Annotated in this window: 17 protein-coding genes; 11 read left to right on the top strand and 6 right to left on the bottom strand. The window is 42.1% G+C overall.

The features are described 5' to 3' along the window. Window position 1 precedes the first annotated feature (1 nt). The 9 genes from J5A60_RS07750 to mnmA all read left to right on the top strand — a co-directional run bounded on the left by J5A60_RS07750 (window position 2) and on the right by mnmA (window position 7,565). Window positions 2-1,237, top strand: a complete 1,236-nt coding sequence (locus tag J5A60_RS07750) for an NADH:ubiquinone reductase (Na(+)-transporting) subunit B (RefSeq protein ID WP_212509995.1) — start codon at window positions 2-4, stop codon at window positions 1,235-1,237. Further along, a complete protein-coding gene (locus J5A60_RS07745) occupies window positions 1,230-2,018 on the top strand; it encodes a Na(+)-translocating NADH-quinone reductase subunit C (RefSeq protein ID WP_212509994.1) in 789 nt (262 codons plus the stop codon). The genes J5A60_RS07750 and J5A60_RS07745 overlap by 8 nt, the downstream gene beginning before the upstream one ends. Next, window positions 2,018-2,647: an NADH:ubiquinone reductase (Na(+)-transporting) subunit D gene (locus J5A60_RS07740; protein ID WP_212509993.1), complete on the top strand. Its 630-nt coding sequence runs from the start codon at window positions 2,018-2,020 to the stop codon at window positions 2,645-2,647. Before J5A60_RS07745 ends, J5A60_RS07740 begins: the two co-directional genes overlap by 1 nt. Window positions 2,648-2,650: 3 nt before the next feature. Continuing rightward, a complete protein-coding gene (nqrE, locus tag J5A60_RS07735) occupies window positions 2,651-3,247 on the top strand; it encodes an NADH:ubiquinone reductase (Na(+)-transporting) subunit E (RefSeq protein WP_048750769.1) in 597 nt (198 codons plus the stop codon). A gap of 11 nt (window positions 3,248-3,258) precedes the next feature. Further along, on the top strand, window positions 3,259-4,494 hold the full coding sequence (gene nqrF, locus J5A60_RS07730) for an NADH:ubiquinone reductase (Na(+)-transporting) subunit F (protein ID WP_212509992.1): 1,236 nt from the start codon (window positions 3,259-3,261) through the stop codon (window positions 4,492-4,494). Window positions 4,495-4,645: 151 nt separating this feature from the next. Continuing rightward, window positions 4,646-5,734 (top strand): FAD:protein FMN transferase, encoded by a 1,089-nt coding sequence (locus J5A60_RS07725; protein ID WP_212509991.1) that lies wholly within the window; start codon window positions 4,646-4,648, stop codon window positions 5,732-5,734. Between the two features lie 73 nt (window positions 5,735-5,807). Further along, a complete protein-coding gene (gene nqrM / locus J5A60_RS07720; protein ID WP_006719419.1) occupies window positions 5,808-6,065 on the top strand; it encodes a (Na+)-NQR maturation NqrM in 258 nt (85 codons plus the stop codon). 30 nt (window positions 6,066-6,095) lie between these two features. After that, entirely contained in the window at window positions 6,096-6,302 is a 207-nt protein-coding gene (locus J5A60_RS07715; RefSeq protein WP_212509990.1) for a 4-oxalocrotonate tautomerase family protein, read from the top strand. 111 nt (window positions 6,303-6,413) lie between these two features. Next, complete coding sequence (gene mnmA, locus J5A60_RS07710) at window positions 6,414-7,565, top strand: tRNA 2-thiouridine(34) synthase MnmA (protein ID WP_212509989.1); 1,152 nt, start codon at window positions 6,414-6,416, stop codon at window positions 7,563-7,565. Window positions 7,566-7,662: 97 nt separating this feature from the next. On the opposite strand, the gene J5A60_RS07705 is transcribed toward mnmA, so the two are convergent. Beyond that, complete coding sequence (locus J5A60_RS07705; protein ID WP_212509988.1) at window positions 7,663-8,307, bottom strand: hypothetical protein; 645 nt, start codon at window positions 8,305-8,307, stop codon at window positions 7,663-7,665. A 266-nt stretch (window positions 8,308-8,573) separates the two neighbouring features. On the opposite strand from J5A60_RS07705, the gene pckA reads away from it, so the two are divergent. Further along, window positions 8,574-10,190 carry a phosphoenolpyruvate carboxykinase (ATP) gene (pckA, locus tag J5A60_RS07700; protein ID WP_212509987.1) on the top strand — a complete coding sequence of 539 codons (1,617 nt, stop codon included), beginning with the start codon at window positions 8,574-8,576 and terminating at the stop codon, window positions 10,188-10,190. Between the two features lie 65 nt (window positions 10,191-10,255). Here pckA and ppx read toward each other — a convergent pair whose 3' ends face one another. The 5 genes from ppx to J5A60_RS07675 form a co-directional block, all read right to left on the bottom strand. Then, window positions 10,256-11,803, bottom strand: a complete 1,548-nt coding sequence (gene ppx / locus J5A60_RS07695) for an exopolyphosphatase (RefSeq protein ID WP_212509986.1) — start codon at window positions 11,801-11,803, stop codon at window positions 10,256-10,258. A 3-nt stretch (window positions 11,804-11,806) separates the two neighbouring features. Then, a complete protein-coding gene (locus J5A60_RS07690) occupies window positions 11,807-15,682 on the bottom strand; it encodes a translocation/assembly module TamB domain-containing protein (RefSeq protein WP_212509985.1) in 3,876 nt (1,291 codons plus the stop codon). Between the two features lie 21 nt (window positions 15,683-15,703). After that, window positions 15,704-17,461, bottom strand: coding sequence for an autotransporter assembly complex family protein (locus J5A60_RS07685; RefSeq protein WP_212509984.1), 1,758 nt, complete (start codon window positions 17,459-17,461; stop codon window positions 15,704-15,706). A 174-nt stretch (window positions 17,462-17,635) separates the two neighbouring features. Further along, window positions 17,636-18,265, bottom strand: a complete 630-nt coding sequence (narL, locus tag J5A60_RS07680) for a two-component system response regulator NarL (RefSeq protein ID WP_212509983.1) — start codon at window positions 18,263-18,265, stop codon at window positions 17,636-17,638. 8 nt (window positions 18,266-18,273) lie between these two features. Continuing rightward, a complete protein-coding gene (locus J5A60_RS07675; RefSeq protein WP_212510762.1) occupies window positions 18,274-20,775 on the bottom strand; it encodes a class I adenylate cyclase in 2,502 nt (833 codons plus the stop codon). 153 nt (window positions 20,776-20,928) lie between these two features. Here J5A60_RS07675 and hemC point away from each other — a divergent pair, with 153 nt between their 5' ends. Next, complete coding sequence (hemC, locus tag J5A60_RS07670) at window positions 20,929-21,855, top strand: hydroxymethylbilane synthase (RefSeq protein WP_212509982.1); 927 nt, start codon at window positions 20,929-20,931, stop codon at window positions 21,853-21,855. Window positions 21,856-21,857 lie beyond the last annotated feature (2 nt).

The raw sequence follows: 21,857 nt of genomic DNA, 5'->3' as shown, positions 1-21,857 counted from the left end.
AATGGGTTTGAAAAATCTTTTTGAAAAAATGGAACCCGCGTTTTTACCAGGCGGTAAATACAGCAAGCTTTATCCGATCTTTGAATCGATTTATACCTTGCTTTATACACCGGGTACAGTAACGCACAAAAACACACATGTTCGCGATGCGTTAGACTCAAAACGTATGATGATTACGGTTTTCCTAGCATTGTTCCCAGCGATTTTCTACGGGATGTACAATGTGGGTAACCAAGCGATCCCAGCCTTAAATCAATTAGGCAATTTAGATCAATTAATTGCTAACGATTGGCACTATGCGCTTGCAAGTTCATTAGGTTTAGACTTAACCAATAATGCAACTTGGGGCTCAAAAATGGCGTTAGGAGCGATCTTCTTCTTACCAATTTACTTAGTGGTATTTACTGTTTGTACAATTTGGGAATTATTGTTCTCAGTGGTGCGTGGTCATGAAGTAAATGAAGGGATGTTCGTTTCAACCATTTTATTTGCGTTAATCGTTCCACCAACATTGCCATTATGGCAAGCGGCACTTGGTATCAGTTTTGGTATTGTGGTAGCGAAAGAAATCTTCGGTGGTGTAGGTCGTAACTTTATGAACCCTGCGCTTGCTGGTCGTGCATTCTTATTCTTCGCTTATCCGGCTCAAATTTCCGGTGACTTAGTATGGACAGCTGCAGATGGTTTCTCAGGCGCAACCGCACTTTCTCAATGGTCACAAGGTGGTCAAGCAGCATTGCAACATACGGTCACCGGTGAACCAATCACTTGGATGGATGCATTCATTGGTAATATTCCCGGTTCAATGGGTGAGGTTTCAACGCTCGCATTGTTAATCGGTGGTGCTGTGATTGTGTTCACCCGTATCGCCTCTTGGCGCATTATGGCGGGTGTGATGATCGGTATGATTGGCACAGCAACCCTATTCAACCTTATCGGTTCTGATTCTAACCCAATGTTCTCCATGCCTTGGCATTGGCACTTCGTATTAGGTGGTTTTGCACTTGGTATGATCTTCATGGCAACTGATCCTGTTTCTGCTTCATTTACGAATACCGGTAAATGGTGGTACGGCGCGTTAATTGGTGTGATGGCAGTATTAATTCGTACAGTGAACCCAGCTTACCCAGAAGGGATGATGCTAGCGATCTTATTTGCAAACTTGTTTGCACCAATTTTCGACTACATCGTGGTTCAAGCAAATATCAAACGTCGGAGAGCAAGAACAAATGGCTAAATTTAATAAAGATAGCGTTAGCGGTACAGTTACCGTTGTTGTATTGCTAAGTTTGGTGTGTTCTATTGTGGTTTCCGGTGCCGCAGTTGCATTGAAATCAAAACAAGATGAACAAAAAGCACTTGACGTTCAGCGTAATATTTTAACGGTTGCCGGCCTAATGAAAGAAGATAATGCTTCTGTCATTAAAGACACTTATAACAAGTTTATTGAACCGCGTTTAGTGGATTTGCAAAGCGGTGATTTTATTCAAGCATCAAAAGATGATGTGGAAAAATTTGATCCAAAAACAGCGGTAAAATCGACCGCACTTAGCCAAGCAATTCCTGCTGAGCAAGATAAAGCGGGTATCAAAGTGCGTGCAAATCAGGCGCGTGTTTACCTTGTGAAAGATGAGCAAGGCAATGTTAGCCAAGTGGTATTACCAATGTATGGTCGAGGTTTATGGTCAACGATGTACGGTTTCGTTTCTGTTGCACCGGATGCCAATACCATCAAAGGGATTACTTACTATGATCAAGGTGAGACAGCCGGTCTTGGCGGTGAAATCGCCAATCCGCGTTGGCAAGCTCAGTTCGTTGATAAAAAATTATTCGATGAACAAGGAAACCAAAAATTCAAAATCTACAAAGGTAGCTCTGCTGCAGATAAAGAGCACGGTGTAGATGGTTTATCAGGTGCAACTTTAACCAGTAACGGTGTTCAAGGTTCCTTTGATTATTGGTTTAGCCAAAATGGTTTTGGTCCATTCTTAGCAAAATTTAAAGCGGGGGCAAGATAATGGCTGATGCAAAAAGCAATTTAAAAGCACTTTTGCTTGATCCAATCGCGAAAAACAACCCGATTGCATTACAAATTTTAGGTATTTGTTCTGCATTAGCGGTAACCACTCAATTACAAACAGCAATCGTTATGGCGATTGCGGTAAGTTTGGTAACCGGTTTCTCCAGTATGTTTATTTCAATGATTCGTCATTACATCCCAAACAGTATTCGTATCATTGTGCAACTGGCGATTATCGCGTCTTTGGTAATCTTGGTTGACCAAGTGTTAAAAGCCTTTGCTTATGGTTTATCCAAACAGTTATCGGTATTTGTGGGTTTGATTATTACCAACTGTATCGTTATGGGACGTGCGGAAGCTTTCGCGATGAAATCCCGTCCGTTAGAAAGTTTTGTAGATGGTGTCGGTAACGGTTTAGGCTACGGTGCGATTTTATTGATCGTGGCAACCTTACGTGAATTAATCGGTTCCGGTCGTTTATTTGGCTTCCCGGTATTCCAAACTATTCAAGACGGCGGTTGGTATCAACCGAACGGTTTGTTCCTTCTTGCACCAAGTGCGTTCTTTATTATCGGCTTCGTGATTTGGGGCTTAAGAACGTGGAAACCTGAGCAACAGGAGAAATAATCAATGGAACATTATATTAGCCTATTTGTGAAGGCGATCTTCATTGAAAACATGGCGCTTTCCTTCTTCTTAGGGATGTGTACTTTCCTTGCAGTTTCTAAGAAAGTTTCTACGGCGTTTGGCCTTGGTGTTGCGGTAACAGTGGTACTTGGTATTGCGGTGCCTGCGAACCAATTTGTATACGAACATGTATTAAAAGATGGCGCATTGGTAGAAGGTGTAAGCCTTGAGTTTTTAAACTTTATTACCTTTATCGGGATTATTGCGGGTCTTGTTCAATTACTTGAAATGACTTTAGATAAATTCTTCCCAGCACTTTATAACGCATTAGGTATTTTCCTTCCACTTATCGCTGTAAACTGTGCGATCTTTGGTGGTGTATCTTTTGCTGTACAACGTGAATACACTTTTGCAGAATCTGCAGTTTATGGTGTGGGTGCAGGGTTAGGTTGGATGTTAGCAATCGTTGCACTTGCAGGCTTAACCGAAAAAATGAAATATGCCGATGTGCCGGCAGGTTTGAAAGGTTTAGGGATTACCTTTATCTCTGCAGGCTTAATGGCGCTTGGCTTTATGTCATTTTCCGGTATTCAGTTATAAGGAGTGCATAAATGAGCGAAACAACAATTCTTGTACTCGGTGTTGCAGCCTTTACTGCGATCGTTTTAGTGCTTGTAGCAATCATCTTATTTGCTAAATCCAAATTAGTGGATTCCGGCGACATTACCATTAAGATTAATGATGACCCAAGCAAAGCGATTACTTTACCAGCAGGTGGAAAATTACTTGGTGCACTTGCCAGCAAAGGGATTTTTGTGTCGTCTGCTTGTGGTGGCGGTGGTTCCTGCGGTCAATGTGTGGTGAAAGTAAAAAGCGGTGGCGGTGAAATTTTACCGACAGAGTTATCTCACATCACTAAACGTGAAGCGAAAGAAGGCTATCGTCTTTCTTGCCAAGTGAACGTGAAAGGCAATATGGACATTGAATTGCCGGAAGAAATCTTTGGTGTGAAAAAATGGGAATGTACCGTTATTTCTAATGATAACAAAGCCACCTTTATCAAAGAGCTGAAATTAGCGATTCCTGAGGGTGAAGAAGTACCATTCCGCGCAGGTGGTTATATCCAAATCGAAGCTGACCCACATACGGTTTACTATAAAGATTTCGATATTCCGAAAGAATACCATGAAGACTGGGATAAATATGACTTGTGGCGTTATGTGTCCAAGGTCGATGAGCATATTATCCGTGCTTACTCCATGGCATCTTATCCGGAAGAAAAAGGCATCATCATGTTGAACGTGCGTATTGCAACGCCTCCACCACGTCAACCGGATGCGCCTCCGGGACAAATGTCTTCTTATATTTGGTCATTAAAACCGGGTGATAAAGTGATCATTTCAGGTCCATTCGGTGAATTCTTCGCGAAAGAAACTGATAATGAAATGGTCTTCATCGGTGGTGGTGCAGGTATGGCGCCAATGCGTTCTCATATCTTCGACCAATTAAAACGTTTGCACTCTAAACGTAAAATGTCTTTCTGGTATGGTGCACGTTCTAAACGTGAAATTTTCTATCAAGAAGACTTTGACCAATTACAAGCTGAAAACGATAACTTCGTATGGCATGTGGCACTTTCTGACGCATTGCCGGAAGACAACTGGACAGGCTACACAGGCTTTATTCATAACGTGCTTTATGAAAACTATTTGAAAAATCATGAAGCACCTGAAGATTGTGAATACTACATGTGTGGACCTCCGGTCATGAACGCTGCGGTAATCAAAATGTTGAAAGACCTCGGTGTTGAAGACGAAAACATCCTATTAGATGACTTCGGTGGTTAATCCCGTTTTGGTTTAAAAACACCATAAAAATGACCGCACTTTCTTCTTAAGTGCGGTCAATTTTTACAGCGTTTTCCATCTTGATTCATCACACGCAAATCAATTTCAACAGTTGGTTTGCGTGTGATCCATTTTATGTTAGGAAAGTATTGTGCAAATCTCTCATTTATTCGTTCGCGGGCTTGCTTTTGTCGCCATCGCATTGACGTTAAGCGCTTGCGATCAGAAAGCAGCCTCACAACAAGCAGAAACGCAGCAAGCAGTGGCAGCAAAAAATGAAATAGTTGCCCTGAGTGGTAAAACGATGGGAACCACTTATCACATTAAATATTGGGGTAATAATGAAGTTTCTATCACATCACAACAAGCGCATGAACAGATTGAGTCGATTCTGAAAGCGGTGAACGCCAAAATGTCCACTTACATCCAGGATTCTGAAATCAGTCGTTTTAATCAAAATACACAGACAAATACACCGATCGAAATCTCGGCAGATTTTGCGCTTGTGGTTAAAGAAGCAATGCGCTTAAATCAAGTGACCCAAGGGGCGTTGGATGTGACTGTTGGGCCAGTGGTTAATCTTTGGGGCTTTGGACCGGAAAAGCGCGTGGAAAAACAGCCAACGCAAGAGCAAATTACTGAGCGACAAGCTTGGGTCGGGATTGATAAGCTATCACTCACTGAAGAGAGTGGTAAGTTTTTTCTCGCAAAAAGCGTACCACAGCTTTATGTGGATCTTTCTTCTATCGCGAAAGGTTTCGGTGTTGATCAAGTAGCGGATTATTTAGAAAGTATTCATGTGCAAAACTACATGGTGGAAATCGGCGGTGAAATTCGTGCTAAAGGAAAAAATGCCGAAAATAAACTGTGGCAGATTGCGATTGAACGTCCGACGTTTGATGGCAAACAAGCCGCTCAACAGATCATCGGATTAAATAATATGGCGATGGCAACGTCAGGTGACTATCGTAATTATTTTGAACAAGATGGTGTGCGTTTTTCCCACGAAATTGATCCGAAAACAGGCTACCCGATTCAACACGCGTTAGCCTCAATTACCGTATTAGCGCCAAGCTCTATGACGGCTGACGGTCTTTCCACCGGTTTATTTGTATTAGGCGAGGAAAAAGCCTTAGCGGTGGCTGAACGGGAAAATTTGCCGATTTTTATGATCATTAAGGACGGCAAAGGTTATCGCACGGAAATGTCTTTTGCATTTAAGCAATTCTTGGCTCAGTAAAAAACAGAGTGAGAAAGGACCGCACTTTGAGTGATAAAGTGCGGTAGATATTTAGAGTATTTATGGAGAGATTATGAAATTATTCTTAGTGACTTTTGGGATTTTCATCCTGATTATTTTGGCCATGGCATTAGGCTATATTGTGAAACGCCAAGCGCTGAAAGGCAGTTGTGGCGGTTTATCGTCTTTAGGGATTGCGAAAGCCTGTGACTGCGATAAACCTTGCGACACTTTGCAAGAAAAATTAGATGCAGGCGATGAAAACGCCAAGGCAGAATATGAACAAAAATTTGCGCAAAAAGAGAAAGCTCAATTTTACGAAGTTAAGTAGTTCCATTTAACGTTGTGATGAGAGAACAGTATGCCCTATGTCAATATTAAAGTGACCGGTGGTGCAGAGGCGCCGACAGCTAAACAAAAAGCGGAGTTAATTGAAGGTGTCACCCATTTATTACAGAAAGTGTTAAACAGAAATCCCGAAACGACAGTGGTGGTTATTGACGAAGTCGATATGGATAACTGGGGGATTGGAGGAAAAACGGTAACTTCTCGACGTTCAATGAAGTGATCATGCCATAACCTGTATGAAAGTGCCCGAAATTGTCGGGCATTTTTACTCTTACTTGATTTGCGGTAGAATGCCCAATAATTTATTTAGTGGAACGTTTATTACTAAACTATGAAATCACAAATCTACGAAAAACATTTCCCGAAACTCTCTGCTGAACAACTTGCCCAAAATGCCACGAAAAAAGTGATTTGTGGCATGTCCGGTGGAGTGGATTCCTCCGTGTCTGCTTTTATTCTTCAACAACAAGGCTACCAAGTGGAAGGCTTGTTTATGAAGAATTGGGAAGAGGATGACGACACCGATTATTGTACAGCCGCCGCGGACTTAGCTGACGCTCAAGCTGTGTGCGACAAGCTTGGCATTAAGCTGCATAAAATCAATTTTGCGGCAGAGTATTGGGATAATGTGTTTGAGCATTTCCTTAGCGAATACAAGGCCGGTCGTACTCCGAATCCGGATATTCTGTGTAACAAAGAAATTAAATTTAAAGCCTTTTTAGAATATGCCGCAGAAGATTTAGGCGCGAATTATATCGCTACCGGGCATTATGTACGCCGTCGCGGTACTGATGATAACGCACAATTATTGCGCGGTTTGGATGCTAACAAAGATCAGAGCTATTTTTTATACACATTGAGCAGTAAGCAAGTGGGACAAAGTCTGTTTCCGGTGGGCGACATTGAAAAACCAATTGTACGCGCCATTGCCGAAGATTTAGGTTTGATCACGGCGAAGAAAAAAGATTCTACCGGCATTTGTTTTATTGGTGAGCGTAAATTTAAGGATTTCTTATCCCGTTACTTGCCGGCGCAACCGGGCAACATTCGCACGGTAGAGGGTGACATTATCGGTCGCCATGATGGTTTGATGTATCACACGTTGGGGCAACGCAAAGGCTTGGGCATTGGTGGCGTGAAGGGTGCCAGTGAAGAAGCATGGTATGTGGTGGAAAAAGATCTTGTCAATAACGAGTTAATTGTGGCGCAAGGACATGATCATTCGGCTTTACTTTCTACCGGTTTAATCGCACAACAACTACATTGGGTCGATCGTCAACCGATTCGTGAACCGTTGCGTTGTACGGTGAAAACCCGTTATCGCCAAACGGATGTGCCTTGTACGATTGAGCCTATCGATGATGAAAGCATCAAAGTTATTTTTGATGAGCCGCAAATTGCCGTCACGCCGGGGCAATCAGCCGTCTTCTATTTGGATGAGGTGTGCCTTGGCGGCGGTATCATCGAGCAACAGCTAAAATAGAACAGAAAAGTGCGGTCTAAAATTCATATGTTTTTTAGACCGCACTTGACAATAATAAAGCCACCTATTTAGGTGGCTTTATTTTTTCGTGGAAAGATTAATTTTTGACAAAATCGCTAAAAGTAAGCTCGTATTCATCACCATCCCGACTGTAGGAAATAAAGCGCGGGAATTTCTCCCCTTCGTGTTTTTTCACCACAATATCTTTGCCACCGGTTTTAAACTGATAGGTGATTTCAGTCACTTCTTGTTTGTTGTATTTCACTTGTTTTTTCGTTGTGTTTAGCACTACGTTTTCCATTGGATAAAGCTTTTTACCATTGGTGATTTGGAAGCTGTTCGGCAGTTTGTCGTAATAACTGAGTTGGAACGCGACAGTAAATAAATCGTAGGTTGGCAAGGTGAGAGGTTCGGTTTTTAAGCCCTCTTTCACTTTGCCGTATTCAATTTGGCGATTGGCAATTTTTGCTTCTGCATAAGGTTTGTCATTGCGGGTGTCTTTGTAGCTGAACATGTTAAAAACATTGCTACTTTGCGCACCTTTCGAGATAAATTGAATTTTGTACAAGGGAATATTGATGTTGGCATTGATTGTATATTCAAAGCCATCGGAATGAAAATGCACATAAGCAGGCATGAGATAATTGGAGCTGTATTTGATGTTCAAATCCGTTGCTTCGGCAGCTTGTACACCGGGAATATAAAGTAATGTCGCAAGTAAAAATAATTTGAGTAATTTCATGTGATTCCTTTTATCTCATTAAATTGTTGTGCAACTTCGAACGAGCCTTCAAGCATAAGTTCCCACTTGAAAGTGCGGTGCTTTTTGGACGCGTTTTGATAAAGCAGTGAGTAGCTTTTCCAAAAGGCGGATAAATTCTCCCTAAAATCGAATAAAAAAGAAAGTAATGTTCAAATATTTGATCAAGATAACAGTTTTTAGGTAGAAATTTTCATAGAATAAGCACAGTTTTTATTTTTAACACTTTTAACACAAAGAGGTAATCTATGACTGACTTAAGTAAAGTTATTAAAGAACTTGAAGCGCTTGGTATTCATGATGTCAAAGAGGTTGTTTATAACCCAAGTTATGAACAATTATTTGAAGAAGAAACTAAACCGGGCTTGGAAGGTTTTGAAAAAGGTACGTTGACCACAACCGGCGCCGTGGCTGTTGATACCGGCATCTTTACCGGTCGTTCACCTAAAGATAAATATATTGTGTTGGATGACACCACAAAAGACACTGTTTGGTGGAATTCCGATGCAGCGAAAAACGATAACAAACCAATGACCCAAGAAACTTGGGTGAGCTTGAAAGGCATTGTGACTAAACAACTTTCCGGTAAACGTCTATTTGTGGTTGATGGTTTCTGTGGTGCTAGCGAACAAGACCGCATTGCGGTACGTATCGTGACTGAAGTGGCATGGCAAGCACATTTTGTGAAAAACATGTTTATTCGTCCGACAGAAGCTGAATTAAAAGATTTCAAACCAGGTTTCGTGGTGATGAATGGTTCTAAATGCACCAACCCGAACTGGAAAGAGCAAGGTTTGAACTCTGAGAACTTCGTTGCATTTAACTTGACTGAACGTGTTCAGTTAATCGGCGGTACTTGGTACGGCGGTGAAATGAAGAAAGGTATGTTCTCCATGATGAACTACTTCCTACCGCTTAAAGGCGTTGGTGCAATGCACTGCTCTGCTAACGTAGGTAAAGATGGCGATGTGGCTGTATTCTTCGGCTTGTCCGGTACCGGTAAAACCACCCTTTCTACCGATCCAAAACGTGAATTAATCGGTGACGATGAACACGGTTGGGATGATGTGGGTATCTTCAACTTTGAAGGTGGCTGTTACGCGAAAACTATTCACCTTTCTGAAGAAAACGAACCGGATATTTATCGCGCAATCCGTCGTGATGCGTTATTAGAAAACGTGGTTGTGCGTGCAGATGGTTCCGTTGACTTTGATGACGGTTCTAAAACAGAAAATACCCGCGTGTCTTATCCGATTTATCACATCGATAACATCGTTAAACCGGTTTCCCGTGCAGGCCACGCAACGAAAGTGATTTTCTTAACTGCAGACGCATTCGGCGTGTTGCCACCGGTTTCTAAATTAACACCGGAACAAACTAAGTACTACTTCTTATCAGGCTTTACTGCAAAATTAGCGGGTACAGAACGTGGTATCACCGAACCAACCCCAACTTTCTCAGCTTGTTTTGGTGCTGCATTCTTAACTTTACACCCAACTCAATATGCGGAAGTTTTAGTGAAACGTATGCAAGCTGCAGGTGCAGAAGCCTACTTAGTCAACACCGGTTGGAACGGTACAGGTAAACGTATCTCTATTAAAGATACTCGCGGTATTATCGATGCGATTTTAGATGGTTCTATCGAAAAAGCTGAAATGGGCGAATTACCAATCTTCAACTTGGCAATTCCTAACGCTTTACCAGGTGTTGACCCAGCTATCTTAGATCCGCGTGATACTTATGCAGACAAAGCACAATGGGAAGCAAAAGCGAAAGATCTTGCCGGTCGTTTCGTGAAGAACTTCGAAAAATATGCAACAAATGCTGAAGGTAAAGCATTAATTGCTGCAGGTCCTAAAGCGTAATCTGACGAAAGAATAAAAATCCCCGCTATTATCCGCGGGGATTTTTTTATGGAAGAGTAAATCAATTAACGAGCTGATAAGGATAATCCCAATGTCTGCAAGAAACGATGTTCTAATGCCAGATCGTTTTTCACTAATGGGTTATGTTGTAGATAATCCGTTTCAAATGTTAAGTACCAATCTACCAAAGTGCGGTCAGTTTTTAATGTGATTTTTTGAGGTTTTTCTGTTGCTTGGCGGGCTCGATTGAGGATAATTGCTAAGCGTAAAATGCGAATTAACGCCAGCACATCTTGCTCGTGATAACGAGAAAATTTAAACATCTCCGGCAATTTGAAATTCCCTAAGTGATAACGTGTCAAAGTTGACAGCAAACGATGTTGCTCATTGTCATAACCCGGTAACTCAGTGTTGTATAAAATATAGGCAGAGTGTTTTTGTAGATTTTTGTGATTGATGACAATCCCCACTTCATGTAAACGCGCAGCCCACAAGAGAACGTCTTTCATTTCAGCAACCATTTCTTGGTTTTGCCAATGTTGGTATTGCTCAAATAGTAACGAGGCGCTTTGATATACCCGTTCGCTCTGTGCTTGGTCAATATTAAACTGTTCCATTAAACCGAGTGCGGTGCGTTCACGAATATTATTGACTTGGAAGTTTTGCTCCAAGCTATACATTACCCCTTCCCGCAGAGCACCATCGGAATAACGCATTTTCTCAATTTGAAAGTTTTCAAAAACCGCACTTAAAATGGCTAAGCCCGGCACAAAAACGTCAGCACGATCATGATTTAGTCCGTTAAATTGGATTTGATCAAAGTGGCTAAATTGCAAAGTTTGTTGAATGAGTCGGTTCAAGCGTTCAGCAGTAATAGTGCCATTCGGATCAATGTTTTCACAAATAACTTGATGGACGGTTTTAATCGTGCCGGACGAGCCGAGCACGGATTGCCAACCCAAATTTTGGTATTCCCAAGCAAGATCTTCAATTTTGTTTAAAGCACTTTGTTTTGCCAGACGAAAATTTTCTTCATTGATTTGGCCGTGAGGAAAAAATTGTTTTGCAAAACTCACACAGCCCATGTGGCGGCTTTCGTAAATTAATGGTGTAAAGTTATCACCGATGATCATCTCTGTTGAACCACCGCCGATATCGATAACAAATTTTCGACCAATTTCAGGTTGTGTATGGCAAACGCCAGCGTAGATGGTTTTTGCTTCCGTTTTACCGCTGATAATATGAATAGGATAAGGGAAGACTTTTGCCGCTTGACGTAGAAATTCTTCATTGTTCACAGCACGGCGTAAGGTATATGTGCCTACCACATTGACGTTGTCGGCAGGAAAACCTTGTAAGCGTTCTGCAAATAACGCCAAGCAGTTAACACCACGTTCAATCGCAGCGGGACTGAGTACTTGGTTTTCATCTAAGCCCTCGGCAAGTTGCACTTTTTGCTTAAGACGGGAAAGCACTTGTAGCGTGCCATTCACGATACGGGCAATAATCATGTGAAAGCTATTAGAGCCGAGATCAATGGCAGCAATTTCACGCACCTCGCCACGTCGCGCATGCAGTTCATTGGCTTTACTGAGTAAGTTTTCGTTATTCATAGATTAAAATTCAAACTGGTAGAGTAAATCAAAGGCTTGATTAACGCCTGATACCGATTGTACATAAAGTTGTGGTAACAAGCGATAACGCAAGGTAACTTCAGCTAAGCCATCGAATAAACCCACACCGTATTTGACTTGTAAACGTGGTGTGATATTGCCGCTCACTACCACTTTAGAACTGTCACCGACACCTTGTGTGCCGAGATTCAGATCTTTAATTCCGAAGGCTTTTCCAATGCCGCCTACAACATTCCCAGTTTTAGCTAACCCCATACCTAATAGGGCCGCCCCCACAGAGCCACTTGAAGATGCATCGCCACTGTTTTCTAAAGAACGTCCGGTGAGGATGTAGGCTAAAGCCTGATCCTGTGGCATGCCGGGCTCGGAGAAAACAGTCATGCTTGGTGAGCCGGCTAATCCAGTGACTTTCACGCCGGCAGTGACGCTATTGTTCTCCATCGCTTCTGGGTTGCGAATGGCTTCAATATTTAAGAATGGTTGGGAAGGCCGTCCGACAAAACTGATTAAGCCTTTGCGAATAATCAAATCCTGCCCAAAGGAGGCGTAACGCCCATTTTTAAGATTAACTTCGCCGTATAAACCCAGGTTCCCCTTTTCTTGTCTTACGCTAAGTAAGCCATGTAAATAGGTTTTGAGTCCATAAGCCTTTAAGCTGACATCATCCCCAATATGAATTTTCAGATCAGATTTTACCGCCATGCCGCTTCGTGTTTCTGCCGGAATATTTTTTGGCAATGTTCTTTTTGTCTTACCGTCTAAAATGACTTCGTCAGCACTGACTTCAATGGCGCTCTCCGGCAAGCTTTCAATGGCGATTCGCGCTTTGGGGATCTCAATATTTCCCGATAATTCTAAGAGTTTTGGCGAGGCACTGATTTCAATATTGGGACTAATCGTCAATTTCGCCATTGATGGGATGTCCACTTTAAATTTCTCTGCTTGCGCGTTCAAGCGGGTGCGCCATTCATTGGTATTCTTCCAATAGGCTTCACCGCTGAGATTTAAGCGACTGTCATCTGTTTGTACAAATCCTTTTAGCGTGGATTTGGTACCGGCAAAATGTAACGCTAATTCGCTATTTTTAATATCGAAAGGTAATGCCCGAATTTTTGCGTTCAGTTGTTTAAGTAGAATATCGCCGTTCAGTGTTGGTGCGCTTAGGTTTCCACCTAATGTGAGATTGGCTTTGAGTTCTCCACTGACTTTTTCATCGTTTGCTAAAAGTTGGTTAACAATTGCAGGATTAAGATGAGGAATCGTAAAAGTACCACTCAGTTTACGAGTGTTAACAATATCCTGCAATTTTAAATCGGCATTGATTTTGCCTTGTTCCTGAACATGAACTTCTGTTTTTAAGGCAAGATCGTTATTTGCCAAATTGGCATTTAGCACGACTTTTGGCATGTCTAATTTAAAAGTCCGGTAATCTAATTTTTTTATCAAAGATAGGGCATTGCCGTTGATTTGTATCTCAGCTGATAGTGGTGCCTGTGTTGACCAGGCTACTTTTCCTTTGCTATTCAGCTGGCCTTTCAAAAGATCCTCTTCAAGTATTTTATTGATAAATGCTAAATCAAAGCGTTTGATTTCAAAAGGTATTTCACCATGAGTGCCGACATTAAAGGTTTGCGGAAAACAAAGATCTATGTTGCTGTGCATCCAGCAATGGGCGGCAATGGTACTTTGGGTGCTTTTATTGTCGTATGTGACAGCGACGCTTTTGTTCGTTTGGATGTGGCCAAACTCCGTTTTTAGCATAAGTTGGCTAATCGTGCCTTGCCATTGTTGTAAAGTGCGGTCGAAATTTCCGATGATATTCATGTTGGCAGCAATGGGATTTCCTTCTGAAATTAGCTGCAAACTGTGTTTTTGCTCATCTCCTGAAACAGAGAGTTGGAGGTTATTGACCTTGATGTCATTGTAATGAAATCCATTGAGCTGGGCATTAAGCTGACCTTGGATTTGTTGCTCGGTATTTAGCTGCCCCTTAACGCTGGCTTGAGCAAGGTCGATGTCGTAGAAATGAAACTGTTTTGCGGTTAAATCTACGACAAGGTTTGGGTGCATAATGTTGCCGGTTATGGCGCTCTTGCCATTAACTGAGGCGGATAAACCGGTCAATAAACCGCTTAAATTCGGTGCATTAATATCAAGAGTAAAATCGGAGACGGAACCAAGGTTGCCTTGTGCGTTGATTTTGTTGTCCCCGTAAGTGAAGGTGAGCTGCGGTACATTAAGTAATGGCTGTTCTGCCATATGTAAATTGCCGGTTAGGCTCAATGGGCGTTGTGACAGTGAGCCCTGCAGATCGATGTCTGAAACCGAAATTTCTGGTTTGCCTTGATTGATTCTTCCCTGTGAATTTAAGCTACCGGAAATGATTGCCGGAAAATCGGCTAAGTAGGCATTAAGCGGCATCTTTGCTAACGCTAAATGCCCGTTCCATTCCACACCATCACGCCAATTTAATTTGCCTGTTAAATCTGCCGTGCCATTTAAGGTATTGAGTTTGAGTTGATTAATCGCGATATCGGATAAATGGGCCACGGCTTGTAATGCCACATCGCTGTTTGATATTCCCATGCCACTGACCGCACTTTTGAGTTGTATTTGTGCGGCAGCTAAGTTGCCGTCTACGGTCAAATTGAAATCCTGAATTTTTAAAGGATCCTTGTTATTAAAAGGGTATTGTGCTTGAGGCACAGTCAAGTTCACTTGAAGCGGAAGGTTGGGTTCAGCAGCCTGAATTTGAGCATTCAGTTGTGACTCCAACGCGCCCTGGGTTTGCCAAGAAAGTGCGGTCTGTTTTTTTAATGCGCCTGAGAGACGGATTTCCGCTTGGCTTGCCGGCAAAATAAGTTCGTTATTTTGGCGTATATCGTTAATTTTTACGGTGGCATCAAATTGCAACGGAAAATTTTGTTGGCGTTCTAGTTGGCCATTCGCTTGTAACTGACCAAGCGAGCTTTGCACATCAAATTTAGCTAGTTCGATAATATCATCAGTTGCGCTTGCTTGAAGTTCTGCAGCAGAAACGAGGATATCTTGCTCGACAGTATTTTTCCCACTGAGACTTTGATATCGCCAGTTTTTGCCTTGCACGCCTTGAATGTGTATCGCAAAAGGCAGTTCAATTTGCTGCAATTCACTAAACAGCGGTTTACGGAGAGACTGTTCCAACTTTTCCCATTGAATTGGTGTGGAAGTTTCAGTCTTTTTAGACGTATCGGTATTTTTTTTGGTTGAGGTTAAATCGTGAATAAAGCTGAAATTCTCAATTTGTGTCGGCGCTAATGTTAATCCATTGGCGTTATTTAAACTTGCTGCTGTATGGAATGTACCTAAAGTGATTTTATTTTTATCAAGAGATAATGAGAAATCGTTAACGGCTAACCGATTGATTTGCACCGAGATAGGTAGGAACACATGTTTCATGTTCCCGTTGCTTTTCTTTTTAGGCTCAGAGGGTGGCAGCAAGGCGGTGTCAATCAGAATGGATGGTTGTGTCAGGGTGATATCATCAATGCACACGTCTAAATGCCATAAACAGCTTAATTGCAGCTGCAGATGCGCTTCCTCAATATGGGCATCCACACCTTCTGTCTGAAAGCGAAGATGTTTTAATGTTAATCCTTCTTTTAAATTGCCTTGTGCTTGTTCAATGGAAAGGGCATCCAGTCCTGCATCTGCCCAGTGGAGGAGTTTGTGCTGACCACTTTCTGTTGAAAGGAGGGCGAATAGGGCAAAAATAGGTAAAAAAATGACCGCACTTATGAGGCATAAAAGCCATCGCCAAAGGCGTTTTGGCGATTTTACTTTCGTTGTTTGAGCCGCTTTTTCTGTCTGTTCTGTCATGAAGTAATCCGTGTTATGTTGCTATATTTCACTACCCAGCCCGATATAAAACTGAATGTTTTTACTCTTGTCTTTGTCTTGTATCGGGGTGGCAACATCAAATTTAATGGCGCCTACCGGCGAGGCCCAGCGCAAGCCAAAGCCCGCACCATAGCGTAATTCATCAGGTTTAAAGCTATTTGCCGCTAGACCGGTATCAGCAAAGGTAGCTAGCCACCAGCCGGGATAAGCCTGATATTGGTATTCAAGGGTTCCTGTCGCTAAACGGGAGCCGCCGACTAATTTGCCATTTCGATCTTTTGGCGAGATTTTTTTATAACCATAACCACGTACGCTGCGATCGCCGCCGGCAAAGAAACGTAATGAAGGTGGAATTCGGTGAATATCTGCAGTGTTGAGTACGCCAATTTCTAGACGAGTAAGAAAACGGTGATTTTGCGCATAGGTTCTGACCCAAGCGGTGGACGCTTGAATTTTCCAGAAATTGACATCAGAAATCCCCAATTTACGTCCAAAATCGAAGGTAATACGTTGTGAATCACCCCAATCAGGAAAGGCACCACCGCGTAAACGGGTACGGGTTAACGAGGTTGTAGGATATAGTAATAGCGTTTTGTCGGAGATATCCGCTTGGGTAAAGGCATCGTAGCGCAAGCGTAAACCTAAGGAATACTGCCATCCGGTAGGATGGTTCCAATAGCGTAGTGCGGCAAGAGTTGATGAGGTTGTTTTGGTATCGTTCTTATTTTCACGTTCAAAACCGCCGGAATATTCATAGTAATAATTCAGCGGATTTTTCAGTAGGGGCATTTTATAGGTCAGTTCGAGCGTTTGCTTCGGTGAGGAAAAATAGAGATTGCTTCTGACACTATGCCCGCGATCATTGATCCAAGGTTTCGTCCAACTCCATTGAAAACGAGGCCCAACATCGGTGGAATAACCTAGTCCGACATTCATAATATTTTTTTTGCGTGGATAGAGCAGCACATCCACATCCACTAATTTCTTTTTATCGTCTAAGTGCGGTTGCAATAGTACTGAGCTGAACCAGTTTGAGGAGGAATAATTGTTGGTTAAGGTAGAAAAATCACTCATTAAATAGGGTTCATTTGAGTGAATGTTAAGCATGTTGCGTAAATATTCTTCTCGAATTTGCGCGTGTAAGAAATGAATTTTCCCATAGTGGTAGCGTTTTTTGCTATCGAAGGTGAGATTCCACCAAGCTTCGCGTGTGGATTTCATCACTTCTAAACGGGATTGTTCAAATTCTGCATCAAAATAACCGCGAAATAGCGCGAGTTGTTGCAGTTGGTTTTTATAATCTTCGTAAGTTTCATGATTGAGTATGGTACCGGTTTTAGGAACCTGTTTTTCCAGTTGCATGAATTCCGGATCTTGTTTGGCCTCCCCTTTAATCACGATGTCTGTGGCAGCGATTTTTACCGGTTCGCCTACGGTAATGTGAGCGATTAATAGCGGCTTGTTCTTGGTTCGCGGTTTTAATTCAAATTGAATCTGGTGATCATAATAGCCTAAAGCACGCAGACCTTTATCAACGGCTTTGCTGACAATATCTTGATAGCGTTCGGAGCCGTCTGCCTCTTCTTTATCGATGGCATTGAGGTGAATTTGGATATTATTTTTTAACGCATCGTTTTTTACTCCGTCGATTTGTAAATCGACAAGATGTTCGGCGTAGGCGGAGGAATGCCAAAATAAGCACGAAAATACAAGTGCATAGAAACGTTGACTTGCTTTTTTATTGAACAATTGCTTCATATAACTCCCACATTAAACCTTGGTAGTTTACTCGTTAGGTTTTTTCCCTGCAATGCTTCGCCTATACAAAGTGCGGTGGATTTTTTCGATATTTTTAAGAAAAGGGGACGAGTAAATTGATAATAAAAAAATAGCCGACAATGCTGTCGGCTATTTCTTGTGAAATTATACGGTTTAGCCGTTTTTATGCTCAAAATAAAGCACTGTTGCGGCAACGCGTGAGTGAACGTTAAGTTTACGTAGCAAATTACGAATGTGTACTTTGACGGTTTCTTCCGAAATAAACAATTGGCCGGCAATTTGTTTATTGGAAAGACCGGTTGCCACTAAACGCAATACGTCAATTTCACGATCGGTAAGAGAGTCAATAGGGCTTTGCGAAGATTGACGCTCTAATAAGAGATTTTTAATGGAATCACTGAGGATAGCTTCACCTTGAGCGATGCGTTTTAGTTGAGAAAGTAATGTGTCGGGTTCGGTATCTTTTAATAAATACCCGTCCGCACCGGCATCAATTAAGGTAAAAATGTCGTTTTTAGCATCAGACACGGTCAAAATGACAATGCGAGCATCAACGTCTTCTGCTCTCAATGCTTTAAGCGTATCTAAACCGGAGAGTCCTTTCATATTCAGATCTAAAATAATGAGATCCGGTGAGGTTTGTAGCGCTAAATTAATCCCTTCAGAACCATTGCCTGCACCGCCAACAACCTCAAAACCTTCTTCTAATTCAACAAGTTGTTGTATGCCGCGGCGCATTAACGGATGGTCATCAATAATTAAAACTTTTAATTTGTCATTCATGTTACACCTCAAGACAAAGCCAAACGGCTATGGAAAGGAACAATCGTTATTCCTTCTTCTGCCATTAATAATTGGTAGAATTGTGGATAATTAAAATCGCGTTGTACGATTTTATACGGATTCTCATTTTCATCCAAGCCTGAGAGTTGATAAATTCGATTTATCTCATGAATTTTTTTCTCTTTTGTACCATCACAGTTGCGGTAAACCTCAAGGCGATTAAGTTCATCTAAAATATACACGTTAAAACTGCCGTTCGGATTATCTTCAAAGAAGAATTGCAGGAAACCTTCCGTTGCAAATCGATCGATTTCTCGTGGATATTTTTGATGCTTTGTTGGAATCGGATCCGTTGCTGCGGCTTTTTTATTAAGTGCGGTGTCAAATTGATGTGTTTTTGTGACCCGCCCGTGATGAATTTCTTGCAAACTAATACCGCGTTCTTCAAAGAAAAATTGCCAGTTTTTTCCTGCCACTCGCAATAAATTGTTTTTCGGCGGTTCGGCGACCCCGAGTTGGATGCTGATACATTTATTAATGAGTGTCGTGACGATGCGGCGTAACGCATGTCGATAGTAACGGCTATAACAAAAAACTTGCACAAATTTCGGTGATGGTGCTCCGCGATAAATTTTGTTGGAAAGCACTTTTAACGCCAATAAAATCGCATTCGCTCCTTCAAAATGTAACGTTCTGACCTCATTCCATACATTACGGTAGGTTAAGTCAATGCTGCCGACTAAGCTTTCTTCATTCGGACCAAAGCTAAACAAATCACTGGCTTGGATGGTGGGCTTGATATCCTTCAACTGTTGCGTCGGATCTTGAGTTAAATTGATAATCACGGCAAGACTACGGATTTCGCAAGGATGGCTGAGATCGGCGTTGCTTGCAAAGGTCGTTTCAATCGGGAATGTTAAACGGAGGTCGGTGACAAACTGGCGCAACGTTTTTAGTTCTATGTTATCGCTAGAAATAAATAATTGCGTATTGGCGGTTAATAAACGATTGAAATAGGCCCAAGCCACAAGTTTATTCAAGCTTTCGTTATATTCGATATAACGAGGATGACGACAACCTTCCACGTCCGGCGTTTGATTGATGACATACCAACCGTCTTTAAAATGTCGATTATGTTTGACTTCAATAAACGTCAACGCCGGTTCTGATAAATCCACAGCCAGTTGTGGGTTGAGTAAGGTCACTTTACCCGGCAACTCTTCAAAAGCAGCGTACAGTTTACGTGTCAGCACACTCATGTCTTGTGGCATGATGCTGGCATTCACTTGGTGTTTACGTGCAAAATGGACTAAGTTGCGATAGCTCAACATGAGGAATTTAATCAAACTATTATGTATTTTCATGGTTTGTTTGATTTTCCAATGTCGGCGATTATTGAGGCACTCTAATTGACCGCACTTCCATCCCCATTGTTGGGTTAGCTTGAGCAGTTCGTCCAAACGCCAGTTCGTTTCCTCGGGAGCCACTTCATTTTCGTGTACTTTGATATAAAAACAGCAACGTACAAAGTCCAACCGTTTGAATTCTTTTTGACGCGTTAAATAATCGGTAACCCGCTGTAACATGGCTAAATAAGCATCAAATTGGTGTTCGACGTTCACATCACCATTTAGTAAGGCTTGCTTAAATTCGCGAGAAATTAAGAAGGTGTTTGGGTAATCCCAAGAATAAGCTTCGAGTAATAAAATTTTGAGCAGAGATTTATACGGATAATCAATGCCTTTATAAAGCTGCCACAAGCTTGCGCCAAAATATTCGTTTGCTGAGAACGAGCCTAAACCACCAAAATCGACCCAATCGTTTAAATCCAGCTGCCCTTCTTGAGTTAAACGCTCAATTTCCGCTTCATAATTTTCTTCACGTTCAACCAATAAATGTAGCCATAACAAAGGTTTGCCGGCAAGACGAATGGCAGAGCGGTAAAACTCGTCCAGCAGTAACATGTATTGTGTGGAACCACAATTTTCACCATCCATCGGTTCGGCATAACGAAAACAACGGAAACGCTTTTGATCCATTAAGTAGAAGTTAATTTCTACTTGAAAGCGTTTTGCCCATTGCTGAATTGCATTAGTTTTTTGTTGTAATAGGTCGAGCGCACTTTGGCTTAAATCTTCTCGATGGCAAATCCAAATATCCAAATCGGAAGATGGTGTTTGGGCGATGGAGGCAATACTGCCCATCACATATACGCCCAGTATGGCTTCTTGCTCAAAAGTGCGGTGATTTTTTTGAATGTTTTTTCTTTGTTCTTCAGAGAGGGTTCTAGCAAGATAATCTTGTTGAAAACCTGTGAGAGAAAAATGAGCGATTCCGGTCGGCGCGTTAGCAACATAGCCAGGAAGATCAGGATGGTTAAAATGAAGTAATAAAGGAATGAGTTTAAAGACAAGTTGAAAGGATTCAGTCGTATCGGATAAAGCGCGATCAAGGCGTAATTTATCTAGAAAGTCCACGCGTTTTTTGGCTTCATTGACATCAAACTTCAATTCGTATCCTAACTTTTTTACAACAGTCATACTTGGCTGGTGGGTACTCTATCACCAGTACTTCAGGAAAGCAAAAAAATTAAATGGAAACTGACAATACGGGCTAACAATGGTAGGATAAAGCACATAAGATCACTTTCATATCTCGTTATTATGTTTAAAAAAACTTTAAAAATTGCCACTCGTCAAAGCCCATTAGCATTGTGGCAGGCAAACTTTGTGAAAGCGCGTTTACAACAACTGTATCCCGATTTATCAATCGAATTGGTGACGATGGTCACTAAAGGCGATGTGATTTTAGATTCGCCGTTGGCGAAAATCGGCGGTAAAGGTTTGTTTGTGAAAGAATTGGAAAATGCATTATTGAATAATGAAGCGGACATCGCTGTGCATTCTATGAAAGACGTGCCGATGCAATTTCCTGAGGGGCTAGGTTTATCCGTCATTTGTAAGCGTGAAGATCCGCGTGATGCATTTGTTTCAAATACTTACCGCACTTTAGCCGAGTTGCCTCCGGGAGCCATCGTCGGTACATCCAGTTTGCGTCGTCAGTGTCAGCTAAAAGCCTTACGTCCGGATTTGGAAATTCGCTCTTTGCGAGGCAATGTGGGAACGCGTTTGAGCAAACTGGACAACGGTGATTTTGATGCGATTATTTTGGCTTCTGCCGGTTTAATCCGTTTGGGATTGGCGGATCGAATTACTTCTTTTATTGAGGTAGAACAGTCACTTCCTGCTGCCGGGCAAGGCGCCGTAGGGATTGAATGCCGTACGAATGACGAACAGGTGAAACAATTATTAGCACCGTTGGCTGATGTCGAAACGACTTATTGTGTGTTGGCGGAACGCGCCATGAATAATCGCCTACAAGGCGGTTGCCAAGTGCCTATTGGTGGTTATGCCGTGTTGCGTGAGAGCATGTTGTACTTGCGAGCCTTGGTGGGCAGTGTTGACGGTTCAACAATTATTCGTGCGGAAGGTCAAAGTGCGGTAGAAAATGCTGAGGTTTTGGGCGTGCAAATTGCCGAGCAACTTTTGGCACAAGGTGCTGACAAGATTTTGCAAAATATTTACGCATAAGA

It is taken from the genome of Aggregatibacter sp. oral taxon 513 (assembly GCF_018128305.1).
GTDB classification, from domain to species: Bacteria; Pseudomonadota; Gammaproteobacteria; order Enterobacterales; family Pasteurellaceae; genus Aggregatibacter; species Aggregatibacter segnis_A.
Note: the sequence above shows the minus strand (reverse complement) of the source record. Positions and strands in the feature narration are given on the sequence as shown.

Excerpts from the sequence above, each read along its gene's own strand:
- J5A60_RS07690 (WP_212509985.1), bottom strand. The coding sequence starts at position 15,682 with ATGACAGAACAGACAGAAAAAGCGGCTCAAACAACGAAAGTAAAATCG.
- J5A60_RS07750 (WP_212509995.1), top strand. The coding sequence starts at position 2 with ATGGGTTTGAAAAATCTTTTTGAAAAAATGGAACCCGCGTTTTTACCA.
- nqrM (WP_006719419.1), top strand. The coding sequence starts at position 5,808 with ATGAAATTATTCTTAGTGACTTTTGGGATTTTCATCCTGATTATTTTG.
- narL (WP_212509983.1), bottom strand. The coding sequence starts at position 18,265 with ATGAATGACAAATTAAAAGTTTTAATTATTGATGACCATCCGTTAATG.
- J5A60_RS07705 (WP_212509988.1), bottom strand. The coding sequence starts at position 8,307 with ATGAAATTACTCAAATTATTTTTACTTGCGACATTACTTTATATTCCC.
- J5A60_RS07740 (WP_212509993.1), top strand. The coding sequence starts at position 2,018 with ATGGCTGATGCAAAAAGCAATTTAAAAGCACTTTTGCTTGATCCAATC.
- ppx (WP_212509986.1), bottom strand. The coding sequence starts at position 11,803 with ATGAATAACGAAAACTTACTCAGTAAAGCCAATGAACTGCATGCGCGA.
- nqrF (WP_212509992.1), top strand. The coding sequence starts at position 3,259 with ATGAGCGAAACAACAATTCTTGTACTCGGTGTTGCAGCCTTTACTGCG.
- nqrE (WP_048750769.1), top strand. The coding sequence starts at position 2,651 with ATGGAACATTATATTAGCCTATTTGTGAAGGCGATCTTCATTGAAAAC.
- J5A60_RS07685 (WP_212509984.1), bottom strand. The coding sequence starts at position 17,461 with ATGAAGCAATTGTTCAATAAAAAAGCAAGTCAACGTTTCTATGCACTT.
- pckA (WP_212509987.1), top strand. The coding sequence starts at position 8,574 with ATGACTGACTTAAGTAAAGTTATTAAAGAACTTGAAGCGCTTGGTATT.
- J5A60_RS07715 (WP_212509990.1), top strand. The coding sequence starts at position 6,096 with ATGCCCTATGTCAATATTAAAGTGACCGGTGGTGCAGAGGCGCCGACA.
- J5A60_RS07745 (WP_212509994.1), top strand. The coding sequence starts at position 1,230 with ATGGCTAAATTTAATAAAGATAGCGTTAGCGGTACAGTTACCGTTGTT.
- hemC (WP_212509982.1), top strand. The coding sequence starts at position 20,929 with ATGTTTAAAAAAACTTTAAAAATTGCCACTCGTCAAAGCCCATTAGCA.
- mnmA (WP_212509989.1), top strand. The coding sequence starts at position 6,414 with ATGAAATCACAAATCTACGAAAAACATTTCCCGAAACTCTCTGCTGAA.